This is a genomic window from Fructilactobacillus frigidiflavus (genome assembly GCF_044054575.1).
Classification (GTDB): domain Bacteria; phylum Bacillota; class Bacilli; order Lactobacillales; family Lactobacillaceae; genus Fructilactobacillus; species Fructilactobacillus frigidiflavus.
On the sequence record NZ_CP168716.1, the window covers coordinates 1,090,738 to 1,103,826 of the forward strand.

At 35.2% G+C, this 13,089-nt stretch carries 11 protein-coding genes; 8 read left to right on the forward strand and 3 right to left on the reverse strand.

Features of this window, described 5'->3' with window-relative positions; genetic code table 11:
- Positions 1 to 57: 57 nt before the first annotated feature.
- Positions 58 to 1,416: an FAD-dependent oxidoreductase gene (locus tag ACEPSS_RS05475; RefSeq protein ID WP_395318111.1), complete on the reverse strand. Its 1,359-nt coding sequence runs from the start codon at positions 1,414 to 1,416 to the stop codon at positions 58 to 60.
- A gap of 141 nt (positions 1,417 to 1,557) precedes the next feature.
- On the reverse strand, positions 1,558 to 2,658 hold the full coding sequence (locus tag ACEPSS_RS05480; protein WP_395318113.1) for a M24 family metallopeptidase: 1,101 nt from the start codon (positions 2,656 to 2,658) through the stop codon (positions 1,558 to 1,560).
- A gap of 173 nt (positions 2,659 to 2,831) precedes the next feature.
- Between ACEPSS_RS05480 and ACEPSS_RS05485 the strand changes: the two genes are divergently transcribed.
- From ACEPSS_RS05485 to ACEPSS_RS05505, 5 genes are all read left to right on the forward strand, one after another.
- Entirely contained in the window at positions 2,832 to 3,428 is a 597-nt protein-coding gene (locus ACEPSS_RS05485) for an ECF transporter S component (RefSeq protein ID WP_395318114.1), read from the forward strand.
- 63 nt (positions 3,429 to 3,491) lie between these two features.
- A complete protein-coding gene (locus tag ACEPSS_RS05490; protein ID WP_395318116.1) occupies positions 3,492 to 4,307 on the forward strand; it encodes an energy-coupling factor transporter ATPase in 816 nt (271 codons plus the stop codon).
- Positions 4,292 to 5,152 carry an energy-coupling factor transporter ATPase gene (locus ACEPSS_RS05495; RefSeq protein WP_395318118.1) on the forward strand — a complete coding sequence of 287 codons (861 nt, stop codon included), beginning with the start codon at positions 4,292 to 4,294 and terminating at the stop codon, positions 5,150 to 5,152. Before ACEPSS_RS05490 ends, ACEPSS_RS05495 begins: the two co-directional genes overlap by 16 nt.
- Positions 5,145 to 5,945: an energy-coupling factor transporter transmembrane component T family protein gene (locus tag ACEPSS_RS05500; RefSeq protein WP_395318120.1), complete on the forward strand. Its 801-nt coding sequence runs from the start codon at positions 5,145 to 5,147 to the stop codon at positions 5,943 to 5,945. Before ACEPSS_RS05495 ends, ACEPSS_RS05500 begins: the two co-directional genes overlap by 8 nt.
- A 99-nt stretch (positions 5,946 to 6,044) precedes the next feature.
- Positions 6,045 to 7,661 (forward strand): ArnT family glycosyltransferase, encoded by a 1,617-nt coding sequence (locus ACEPSS_RS05505; protein WP_395318122.1) that lies wholly within the window; start codon positions 6,045 to 6,047, stop codon positions 7,659 to 7,661.
- A 58-nt stretch (positions 7,662 to 7,719) separates the two neighbouring features.
- On the opposite strand, the gene ACEPSS_RS05510 is transcribed toward ACEPSS_RS05505, so the two are convergent.
- Positions 7,720 to 9,573 (reverse strand): cell surface protein, encoded by a 1,854-nt coding sequence (locus ACEPSS_RS05510; protein WP_395318124.1) that lies wholly within the window; start codon positions 9,571 to 9,573, stop codon positions 7,720 to 7,722.
- Between the two features lie 130 nt (positions 9,574 to 9,703).
- On the opposite strand from ACEPSS_RS05510, the gene ACEPSS_RS05515 reads away from it, so the two are divergent.
- From ACEPSS_RS05515 to ACEPSS_RS05525, 3 genes are all read left to right on the forward strand, one after another.
- The gene (locus ACEPSS_RS05515) at positions 9,704 to 10,315 is read left to right on the forward strand and encodes a cell surface protein (protein ID WP_395318126.1); all 612 of its coding nucleotides are present in this window, start codon (positions 9,704 to 9,706) and stop codon (positions 10,313 to 10,315) included.
- 20 nt (positions 10,316 to 10,335) lie between these two features.
- On the forward strand, positions 10,336 to 11,352 hold the full coding sequence (locus ACEPSS_RS05520) for a DUF916 and DUF3324 domain-containing protein (RefSeq protein ID WP_395318128.1): 1,017 nt from the start codon (positions 10,336 to 10,338) through the stop codon (positions 11,350 to 11,352).
- Positions 11,353 to 11,467: 115 nt separating this feature from the next.
- Positions 11,468 to 12,805: a dihydrolipoyl dehydrogenase family protein gene (locus ACEPSS_RS05525; protein ID WP_395318130.1), complete on the forward strand. Its 1,338-nt coding sequence runs from the start codon at positions 11,468 to 11,470 to the stop codon at positions 12,803 to 12,805.
- The last annotated feature ends 284 nt before the right edge of the window (positions 12,806 to 13,089 follow it).

Genomic DNA, 13,089 nt, shown 5'->3' on the forward strand with positions numbered 1-13,089 from the left:
ATAAAACAATAAAATGACAAAGTTAAGGGTTTAAGTTTAACTTTGTCATTTTTTTAATTATTTATTTGCTTTGTCAGCTTGTGCTTGAGCAGCTTGTCCTAAAATATTTAGGTAGTTAAAAGGACGGTCAAATTGAGGTTGGAATAACATATCAACCATTGCTAAGTCATCAATTGTATTTTTATTTTGAATACATACTGATAAAACGTTAGCAGATTGGGAAACATCATACATACTTGAAAGGGCTCCTCCCAAGATAACTCGAGTTTCTGGATCATAGACTAGTGACATTAAAACTTCGTCAGTTGATAACATAAATTCAGGACGGTAGTTATCAGAAATTACTACTTCACTAACTTTTAAGTGATTGGCCTTTGCTAAAGCAGTATTAATTCCAGTTGAAACATAAGTCCGACCATATAATTTAAGTCCAGATGATGATTGGGTTCCCATATATTTAACTTTATCTTCAGTTAAATTTTGACCAACTAGCATTCCTTGACGAACAGCATTGGTAGCGAGGGGAATGTAAGCATTGGAGTTAGTAGGATTGTAGTGCACTGCAGCACTATCACCGGCAGCAAAAATATCGCGGTTAGATGCGTGCATGTATTCATCTGTAATAATTGCACCATTATCCATCATCTTAACCTTACCCTTGAGAAGCTCGGTATTAGGGTGGAAACCGATACAAAGAATGGCAATGTCAGATTTAACTTCTTGGCCGTCATTCGTTTTGGTAACAATACCATCTGCAACTTCTTCAAAAGCAGCAACTTTTGAGCCCAACACTAAGTTAACACCGTGTGCTTCATAATCTTTTGCTAAAATATCAGTAAATTCTTTGTCAAAGTACTTGTAAAGTACTCGATCAGAACCATCAATTAAGTTAACGTTGTAATTTTGGTTAGAGTAGGCTTCCGCAAGTTCGGCACCAATGTAACCAGAACCAATTACGGTGATAGTTTTAGCCTTGGGTGCTTCTTTGAATAATTTTTGGGCATCATTATAGTTTTTACAAAGGTAAACTCGGCTACTATCAATTCCTGGAATTGGAGGAATCGTTGGTTGTGAACCAGTTGTCATAATTAATTTGTCATATGATTCTTCTTTTTCTTCATTGGTAACTAAATCTTTAACTTTAATTGTTTTTGCATCAGGATCAACATTAGTAACTTGGTGACGCATTTGTACATCAGCACCAAGGGTACTTAGTTCTTCTGGACTTGAATAAAATAGTCCTTGGGGATCATTATTTTTAATTTCTTTCCCTAAATAAAGGGCAATTCCACATGATAAAAAGGAAATGTTATCATTCATTTCATATACAGTCACATCTGCGTCGGGATGATCAGCAATCGTTTGTTTAACTGCAAAAGTACCAGCGTGAGTACAACCTACTACAATAACTTTCATTTAAATATACCTCGTTTGAGTTCTTCTGTAATCGTTTACATAAATGATTGTAGCATGCTGTTAATTTTTACACAATCAAATTGTGATAAATTTATCATAATTTTTTATTAAAAAAAGCCAACCGAAGTCAGCTTTTACTAGTTATTTAAAAACGGTTTGTAATGTTTTGGCAGTATGGGTAAATGGTTCACATCCATCTTTGGTAACTCTTACACAATCTTCAATTCGAACACCAGCCACGCCAGGGATGTAAATTCCGGGTTCAAGGGAGAAACACATGTTTTCTTCCAATTTTAAATCGTTTCCTTCCATAATTGAAGGAAATTCGTGTTCACTCATCCCAATTCCGTGACCAAGTCGGTGAATAAAGTACTCGCCATAACCTGCTTTTTCAATGATATCCCGAGCAATTTTATCTAGTTCAGCAGCAGTAATTCCTGGTTTAACGGCTGCTTGCGCTGCTAATTGAGCTTCTAAACAAACTTTGTAGATATCGGCTTGAGTATCGTTTAATTTACCAACGGCAACCGTTCGGCTAGCATCACTAATGTAACCGTCATGAACCGTCCCTAAATCAAGTAAGACTAATTCATGATCTTCAATTTTACGAGTGCTTGTATCACCATGAGGTTGAGAAGCATGTTTTCCGGCTTGAATCAAAGTAGGAAAGCTCATTTGCATGACACCACGTTTTTTTAATTGATATTCAATTTCAGCAGCAACATCAGCTTCAGTAATTCCCGGCTTAATGGTTTCAAAACCAACTTTAAATGCAAAATCAGCTTCTTGACCAGCAGCCCGAAGTTTTTCAATTTCATCAGGAGTCTTAATTAAATGAAGCCGTTCAACTTCACTGGTTAAATCATGCTTGAAGTTAGCAGTTGGAAATTCTTTTTCCAAGGCCTGTAAACGATCAACGACTAAATTGTTCATTTCAATGCCCCAGTTAACTGGATTAGGCTTAACTTTTTTGATGTGATTGGCAATCATCGCGAAGGGCTTTTCATGATCTAAGTAGCCAAAGACCTCATAGGGCCAACCTGATTTTTGAATGTCTTCGACTTCAAGGGCTGGGGCGAATAGAAATGGATCAGCATCGGGAAAAACTACCAATGCTAAGACTCGTTCAATTGGATCGCTACCGAACCCCGTAAAATATTGGACATCTTCATAGTTACTAATGTAAGCAACGTCTAGGTTTTGATTTTTAACATACTTTTGTAATTCTTTTAATTTTTCCATTTTAAAGCCTCCACGTTTTTCCGTTATTCTAGCACAATGACTTTCTTTGATGTTACAAATTGCATAATTTGTTATGATAAAAAGCGTGACAAACGTAAGCTTATCAATTTAAGCAGAAAATGATTCGATTTTTAGCGTATAATTTGATTATTAATTCAAAGGGGAAATGACTTGTGTTAAGAAAATCAAAAGCATATCGTATTTCAATTTTGGCTTTATTTATTGCAATTATCATTGTACAAAATTTCGTGCCGTTATTTGGCTATATTCCAGTTGGGCCACTTAGTTTAACGACCATTCACATTACTGTGATTATCGCTGCCGTGATGCTAGGACCCGTTGATGGGGGAATTGTTGGTGGTGTTTGGGGCTTGTTATCTTTTATAAAAGCCTTTACTGCCCCCACCAGTCCGGTTCAACCACTAATTTTTACGAATCCGATCATTTCAATTTTGCCGCGGATTTTGATTGGAGTTGTAGCTGGTTATTTGTTTATTGGCTTAACGAAAACTAAGTTAAAACCAGCATTTACATTAGTGATTACGGCAATTGTTGGTAGTTTGACTAATGCCGTTCTGGTGCTCGGGATGATAGCAACGTTCTATCGGACTCCTTCGGTTGCTCATGCTTATGGGGTTAGTGATCCAAGCTTAATTATTAAAGTTTTAATGACGGCGGTTGGGACTAATAGTATTCCAGAAACCATTTTAGCAGCTGTGGTCGTTCCTTTAATTTGTTTACCACTTCTAAAGCACCGCCAATCTAAATAACAAAATGGTAAAATAAAGAGGACTTCAAAAAATGAAGTGCTCTTTATTTAGCAGGGGAATAGCATGAATAAAAAAGTAATTGAAATTAAAAATTTAATCTATCATTATCCTAATCAAACCCAATCGATTTTGAAAAAGCTTAATTTAACCGTTCATCAAGGGGAATGGGTTTCCTTAATTGGAGCTAACGGAAGTGGTAAATCAACCTTAGCCAAGTTAATTGTTGGTCTGTTAGATGAGCCCAGTATTTCGATTCAAGTATTCGGTAAAAAGATGAACGAAAGTAATGGAAATGACATCCGTTCCCACATTGGCATGGTTTTTCAAAATCCCGAAAATCAATTTGTTAGTTCAACCGTTTTAGACGATGTGGCTTTTGGGTTAGAAAATCAAGGAATGCCAACTGAAGAGATGAAAACTAGAGTGATGAATGCTCTAAAAGTAGTTGAGATGGATGCTTTTCTTAATCAAGCGCCTAATCAATTATCAGGTGGACAAAAACAACGAGTGGCTTTAGCCAGTGTGTTAGCACAACAGCCCGATTTAGTTATCTTAGATGAAGCAACTAGTATGCTTGACCCAAAAACGCGCAGTAAAATTTTAAAAGTGGTTCACCAACTTCATGATGAACAGGGCACCACGGTTCTAGAAATTACTCATGATATTAATGAGACAAAACTATCTGATCAAATTGTGATTTTAAATCAGGGTGAGATTGTGGCTCAAGGAACACCAGGACAAATCTATGTGCAAACGAAACTACTAAAGCAATGCGGCTTAAGTGTGCCATTATCTTATCAAGTCCAACAAGCTTTTGACTTTCCTGAGGAATATTTAAAGGAAGAGGAGTTAATTAAGCAATTATGGAAATTAAATTAAAAAACGTTGACTATACATATCATTTAAATAGTCCGATGGAATTTACCGCCTTAAAAAACGTGACGCTAACTTTTCCTGAGCACCAATTTACCGCAGTGATTGGGAAAACAGGAAGTGGTAAATCGACTTTAATTAAATTGTTGAATGGATTAGAGTTACCGTCAGCTGGGGAAATTGTCATTGGCAATCAACTAATTGACCGCTACACTAAAAGCAAACAGCTTAATGATGTCCAGAAAAAAGTCGGGATGGTTTTTCAATTTTCAGAGAATCAACTGTTCGCGGAAACGGTCTTACAAGATGTCATGTTTGGGCCACTGAATTTTGGAAAATCAGAAGCAGAAGCTCGGCAATTAGCGCAAACTTGGTTAACCAAAGTAGGCATTGGAACGGATTTATTGGAACATTCACCCTTTGAACTATCAGGTGGACAAATGCGGCGCGTTGCTTTAGCTGGCGTCTTAGCCTGTGAACCAGAAGTGTTAGTTTTAGATGAACCTAGTGCGGGTTTAGATCCAGTTGGAAATCAAAGTTTGATGAAGTTACTGAAAGAACTACAAACTCAAGGGGGAATGACCATTATTATGGTGACCCACTCGATGGAAAATGTGGCCGAATTTGCCGATTGGGTGGTGGTCATGGAAAATGGAACAGTAATTCGTGAAACCAATCCGACTGATTTATTTTCTGCTACTGAGCCAGTAGTTGAATTACCAGAAGCTGCTCAATTTTACCTTAAAGTAATGCAAGGACAGCATTTTACCAACAAATTGCCCATTACAAGTTCTGAATTAATCAAGCAGTTATTGCAGCAATTTAAACCAGAGGAGGTTAACCATGAGTAATTTTATTTTTGGTCAATATCTTCCGGGGACGAGTTTGATTTATCGTTTAAATCCACGTCTGAAATTAATTGCAGCAGTATTATTAATCATTGCTAGTTTTCTTAACCATATTTGGTTGGGTTTTGTAATTTTATTAGTGGTCTGTGGGATTATAATCCAAAACTCTCAAGCTGGGTGGCATTTTTTTCTTAAAGGAACGCAATTTTTTATTTATATGATTTTGCTAACTTCAATAATCCAAGTCCTATTTAGTAAAGGGGGCACCATTTTTTGGCATTGGGGAATTTTTACCATTTCAAGTTTTGGGGTGCAGATTGCAATTTTAGCCTTTTTGCGTTTCTTAATTGCGATTGTAATTTTGACAATTTATTTAATGACTACTGATCCCGCTGAGATTGCTCAAACAATTCAAGGGATGTGTTCTCCCTTAAAATTTGTCGGAGTTAACCTTGATGATATCGGGTTGGTAGCCGCAATTGCACTCCGCTTTGTCCCAACTTTAACTGATGAAGTTCTCAATCTGCGTAATGCCCAAAAAGCGCGGGGCGTTAATTTTCAAAAACGTACCTTAATTAAAAAAATTCGGACTAACCTTGCCATCTTAATTCCATTATTTATGAGTGTCTTTCGTCGCGCCGAACAGTTAGCGGCTGCGATGATTTTACGAGGCTATACGGATGGGAAACATCGAACCCATTTACGCCAAATGAAATGGAACCGAGTTGATATTTTGATTTTAATGGGGACATTTTTGATTTTTGGTTTAATTCTAGCGCTCAACCTTAAATTTTAAGCTAAAAGCTATTGACACCAATTTAAAAAAGCATAATTCTTATAGAAGTGGTCTTTTATAAAAAGGACTGCTTTATTTTTGAAATTAAAGGTGTAAAAAATGATTGAAAAAATGCAAAAAAAATCAAGTTTTTTAGTGATAGGAATGTTTTTATTATTAAGTGTGGTTTTAATCGGGCTACTTTCCTATAGTTCACCAGTTTATGAGTTTAACTATTCTGGTGATAATAATAACTATATGACCGTTGGAAAAGCCATGATGCATGGTTTTGTACCATACAAGGATGTTTTTGAACAAAAGGGACCCTATGTTTATCTGTTATATGGATTAGCATCATTAATTTCCTTTCATACTTTTTTAGGATCGGCAATCTTTGAAATTGCAATTTTGTTTGCAATTTTATGGATTACTTTTAAAATTGGAAAGTTATTTTCGTCTACTAAAGTGGCTGTGGTCATCGCTTTATTTGCGCCCGTATTTGTATTAATGGAACCGTACTACTCATATGGGGCCACGGTTGAATTCTTTATATATCCAGCGATGTTATCCTTAATCTATGTTAGTTTGAAAGCTCATCAGCATCATTTTGCAATTGCCAAATGGACTTGGTATTTTCAAGGTGGTTTGGTAGGGATAGTATTTTTTTCTAAATATACGTTACTGGGATCGTGGATTGCTTTTTACATATTTATGTTCTTGTTATACGCAATTAAGCGTCAGTGGAGTAATCTGCGTGATCTAATTTGGCCAAGTGGGTTAGGTTTTTTAACCACTACCATTCCTTGGCTAATTTATTTTGGGATGGTCCACGGACTTAAACCGTTTTTTAACGTTTACTTCTATACTAATATTTTTCGTTATGGATCGGTCAACGGCACTTGGTTTGAAAGACTAGCTACGTCGCTTTGGACCTTTGTACAGTTATTACTTTTCAGTAATCCAGTGATTACATTCGTCATTGTTTTAGGCTTATTATTTGTTTTCTTTAGTCGTAAAATTTTGGCGGGATGGCAGATTAAATCCCTATTAATGATTATGATGTTTACCAATGCTCTGTTAGCGTTATGTGGGGGAACGTTTGGCCCATATTATTTGTTAGCATATTTTCCTTACATTTTGGTTTTATTCGTGCTCTTAATGATTGCTTTGAGCCACAAGTTAAAATTATCAGCCTTTAAAAAATGGCAGAGTGTGTTTGTTTTTACTTGGTTATTTGCTTTATGTATGACCTTGTCAGTAAACTCAAATTTACAATTTTCGCGCTTTATTCCGAATAATCCAGCCATCACATCTAGCATAGGCGAAAAACATCGTACTAGTTCTGCTCAAATTGAATTTGGCCGAATTATGCGGCAGGAAAGTAGTGGACGACCAACATTGCTTGCCTTTGGTTTTTTGGAAAATGGATTCTATACTACTTCTGGTGCTTATCCAACGATTCATTTCTTTGAACGTAACAATATTTCTTATCATAAATTACCCGAAATGATGGATACTGCAGCAGCTGCCATTGAACAACGCAAAGTCAAATGGGTAGTGATTTGTGTTAAGTCGACTTCTAATCGTAATTTACAGCATCAAATTGAAACTACCTATCAGAAAAATGCTTACGGACGGGGCTTAAAAGCCTTAAACCAGAACTATGCAATGCGAGCGCATCATTCACAAATTTCGCAAGGTAATGATATGGAATATATCTTGTATAAATTAAAATAATTAAAAAGAGGAACCTAAATATTTTTTAGGTTCCTCTTTTTGATTTAAGTTGATTCAATTAAATTCCATTTAAGAGCGTCCAATCAACTACTCCAGAATATTGACCAGATTTGGCTTTATTATCAGCTTTAATGACCAATCCTTGATCGTTTGTAAAAGCCTTTTGATAATTAGATCCATTTTTATCCATTTGATCACTGCTTAAAACAGTTTGAGCGTTTTGATTGAGTTGAGTTTGTTGTTTTTGGTTAACAAACCACATTGTAAATGGTTGCCCAGCTTGGTTAGGCGTATAAGCCGCATTAATTTTGAATTTAGCTTCATTTGCAAGTGAATCAATGACGTTGAAATTCAAGTTATCTCCACTTGTCCGGGCAAGGAAGCCAGCTTGAACTGGCAATTTATCAAGTGAATATTCCCAATAATAATTTTTTGTACTAGTATCAGTGAATGCGAGTTGCCCTGCTAAGGTAAGGGCGTTGGCATCGAAATTAGTTAGGTCACTAGAACTCATAACCGTATTAGCTGGATTAAATCTACTTGAAATCGGGGTTAAATTGTTATAAGAATCAACATTATTAGGAAATTGATTAGTTTTATAGCCATTTGAGCCAGAGCCTGTACCAATAAATTCAACTGGAATATCAGAATTTTTATTGTTAGTTAATCCACCAGCTGAATATGTCATTCCACTATATGATAAGAATTTAGCGTTAGGGTGGAATTTAAGCAAACTTCCTGATCCCCAAGGACTTTGATTAGAGAAGGGGGCATTATTTTTAGAGGCAAGTAAGGTTTGGGAACCGGATGCCAAGTCCATATTTACCCGAGCAGTTCCCATAGTTGCACTGTTAAAAATTGAAGTAGTTGCTGTTAAACTAGCTTGTCCATTATTATTTAAATCAACTCCAGTTACGCCGTTACTAAATACGTTGGAGTTTCCATTATTATTAAGGTTTAAGCTTCCAGAGTTATTGATTTGAAGGGGATTACTGGAATGATTAAAATTAAACATCTGACTTCTTGAAGAGTTATTATTAATGTTTAACGTTGCTCCATTCGATACCTTGATTGGAAAGGCTTGGTTATTGGTAGGATTAATTAGTCCGTAAGAAAATGCATTAATCCCATTTCCGGACATCGTAGTGGTTCCAGACGTTACTTTTATATTAGGAATTTGGGCTAATTGATTAGCAGTGGTCCCTGTGGTGAAGTTATTATTTCCCTGAAATTCCACGGGAATTGCATTAGTAGTAAGCGGTTGATTATTAGTTAAATCACCAGGACAGTTGTAATTAACATTGGTATAAATAATGGTTGGATTTGTAGCGGTTGCTCCACCACTAGAATTAGCTGAGAATAAGATTCCGTTACTAGTAGTATAGAATTCGTATTTTCTACTAAGTGGAGGCCAAAACTGTGTAAGCTTAGAACCATCAGGTTGGTATACATAATAGGCACGGTTATCGTTTTGTCCGGCTGGTGACTGGATATTAACGTTTTTTATGTTTAACTTGCTAGCTTGTGAGTTACTGCTTACATTTATTGTAGAACCATTTTCTGATTCAACGTAGAAAGGTTGGTTTTGAAAGTCAACTGTTACATTGGTTAATCCACTATATAAATTTGGATTACTACTTGGTAGTGTAATTGGACCATCAACGGCAATGGTAAGATCAGTTGGGGGAGTATGGGATGGTTTTGGATTGATCCATGAACTAGTTCCACTCCAATAATTATCGCTATCGCTTAATAGATTCCATAAATCGTTACCATTAGTAACATGATAAGTTGATCCGCTGATTGAAATATCTGCATGGGTCTGTTTAGGAGAAACAAACATCAGTAATATTCCTAATAAAGGAAGTAAAATAATGAGACTAAATTGTTTTATTTTTTTGGATTTTAACATTGCTTGTATCCTCTATATGATTGAGTTATATTATACTTAATGATATAATTTTTATTCACCGATTACAAATGAGTTTGTAATTGAGAAATAAATTTACTCGTTAAAAATATTAGTATAGGAGCACGAAAATATGAAATTAAAAAAAGGTTTATTAATGATTGGATCAGTAGCATTTGTCCTTGGTGCATCAGCTTATGGAGTTGCTAATGCCGATGATACCACTCCAACAGCTCCCACAGCTGGAAAAGCCCAAGGAAATACTTACATCACTTTTACTACACCAACGACGGGACAACTTACTTTAGATAAAGTTCCTACTTATGATTTTGGAACTAATCAACTTTCAAGTACCGTAACTCAATATAAAACAAACGGAAACAACCCATATACTGCTACCAACTTAACTGGGGATAGTAATGGTTATACGATTACAGCTAGTGCTAGTCCATTGAAGAATAGTGATGCAGTGTTGCCAGTTAAGGACTTACTAGTTTCAGCAGCTGATGGTGCAATTGATGCTACTACTAAAGGGCAATTAAGCGGTGCACAAAACGTAAATATTTATTCTTCAACACCAGGTCAATCTGCAGCTAACAAAGTTGCAACTGGTAATGCAAGTTCAAATGGTACCCTTTCTTCAGGTGATACTAGTTCAGTAATGGATTTATCAACTGCTAATGGTATTAAATCTGGTAAATACACAGGTACAATTGACTACACAATTACCGACGGAATTAACTAATTTAATAAGGATAAAAGCCCGTGAAATTTAACAAACAATTTTGTTTAAAAATTATTTTAGTACTAAGTTTGACTTTGATTGCTGGATTTTTGGGTAATTCAGTTCAGGCGAATTCTGGTGGAGCAGAGTTTAGTGTTGTTCGTGATCAACCGGCTAATCAAGTTGATGCAACTAAACCGTACTTTGATTTAAACTTGAAACCTAATCAAATTACAAATTTTAAAATCACAATTTCTAATGATAGTAATGCTAGTAACGACTTTGAAGTTTACGCTAATAATGCAGTTACTAACCAGAATTTAATTATTGATTACTCACCAAATAAAGATCAAGCTAGTCAACTAGTTGATAAAACGTATGATTTTCAAAAATTGGTTAGCCCCCAAAAAACGAAAGTAACCATCAAACCACATAGTTCCAAACAAGTTGAATTTAAGGTTAAGATGCCTGCTGAAAAATTTGATGGTGAATTATTAGGTGGAATTTACGTTAGAAAAACGCTTAAATCACATGCTGAAAATGGATATACAAACCGATTTAACTTTGTAACGTCAGTTTTAATTCATGAAAATGATCAAAAAACGGTTCCAAATTTAAAATTGAAAAAGGTTGATTTGGAAACTTCTCCAGTTAATAATCAACTTCAAGTCAAGTTACAAAATTCAGCGATGGTTTATGCTAATAACCTTGATGTTGATGCGAAAGTATATAATCACCAAAATAAACAAGTCTTGGCTGTGAATAATACGAGTCGCTCGATTGCACCAAATTCACAATTTGATTACTTAATTCCGCTTAATAAGCAGCATTTAAAGAGTGGCAAGTACTCCCTTGATTTAAATATCAAGGATGCAAAAACTGGGAAAACTTGGCATTTTGAAAAGAATTTTGTAGTGTCACAACAAAAATCAATTCAATCAACGGATGCTTATAAAACGATTAGTACTGTTCCAGTTTGGTATTATATCTTTGGTGTATTATTATTACTTATTGTAATTCTACTAATTGTGTTGATTTTTAAACGAAAGAAAAAATAAATAATTTGAAGCTCATCTGCGTCAGTGGATGAGCTTTTTTTCGTAGCTAATGTTTGTATTAAAGTAAGACGGCTCTATACTTAGTGAAATTAGAGAAATACTAAGGAGCAAGACGATGAGTGATAATTTTAATTATGATGTTTTATATTTAGGTAGTGGGCATGGAGCTTTTAATGGGGCAATTCCATTAGCTAGTAAAGGATATCAATTAGGAGTGATTGAATCAGGCCTGATTGGTGGAACTTGTCCCAATCGCGGATGTAATGCGAAAATTTCACTTGCTATGATTCCGACGACACAGCATAATGTTCAAGAATTACAAGGTTCAGGTCTAAATGGTGTACCGACGATTGATTGGAAAGCTAACGTTGAACATAAAGATGAAGTGATTGCACCTTTACCAGATGCAATTGCTAAAATGATGACTAAAGCCGGAATTGATTTGATTCATGGTAAAGGTAAGTTAGTCGATGCGCATACGCTAAAAGTTGCTAATAAATTGTATACCGCTGATAAAATTGTAATTGCAACTGGAGCACATTATCGTAAACTTGATATTCCTGGTAGTGAACTTACTAATGATGGAACTGATTTATTGAATTTGAAAACCAAGCCAAAACGGATGACGGTAATTGGTTCAGGCTATATTGCCCTTGAATTTGCTAATATTGCTGCTTCTGCCGGAACGAAAGTAACAGTTTTAATGCATCATAAAGTAGCATTGAGAAAATTTTATCAACCATTTGTAAAAAATTTGTTAGAACAATTAACTAACTTAGGGGTTAAATTTGTTAGCGATGTTGAACCACAAAGAATTGAAAAAGATGGAGACAACTTAGTGGTCAAGACGAACAAGGGAGATTTTAAAGCTGACTGGATTTTAAATGCTACTGGTCGTCCAGCTAACGTTACTGGAATCGGCTTGAATAAAGTTGGCGTTAAATATAATCGAAATGGAATTCAAGTTAATGATCATTTACAAACCAGTGTACCTAGTATTTATGCTACGGGAGATGTAATTGATAAAAAAGTTGGAAAGTTAACGCCAACCGCAATTTTTGAATCAGAATATCTAACTTCATTATTTTCGGGTGAAAATGATCAAGCAATTAATTATCCAGCAGTTCCAAGCGCAGTTTTTACAACGCCACGAATTGCTCAAGTTGGTGTTTCTGTAGACGAAGCTGAATTAAAACCAGATGAATATACGATTAAAGAAATTAATTTAGCAAATGACTGGTATAGAATGACTAAAAATGAAAATAAAGGAATTAGCAAAATAATTTATGATAAGAAAGGCTTAGTTGTTGGGGCAACTGAAATTAGTGATCAAGCCGAAGACGCAATTAGTACGATTCTTCCAGCGATTGAGTTTCAGTTAACGCCAAAACAAATTAAACATATGATTAGTTTGTTTCCAACGATTGGCTCAGAAACGTGGTCTAAAATGTAATTGTAAGGAAGCATCTGGATTTAAATTTCAGATGCTTTTTATATTGAATTTAAGTAATTGGAAATATTTTTGACTTTTTTTGACCAAAGTGTTGACATCTTAATTTGAAGGGTATATAGTTTAATATTGTTGACGCGGAAATGTTAAGTGTTTAATGATTTGAAATTAATTTTAAATTTTTTGAATAAAATCCTTGACCTTTCTTGACCAATATGATATATTAATAAAGTACCGTTTGAGACGATACATTATTGAGTAGATCTTTGAAAACTGAACAAGATTTT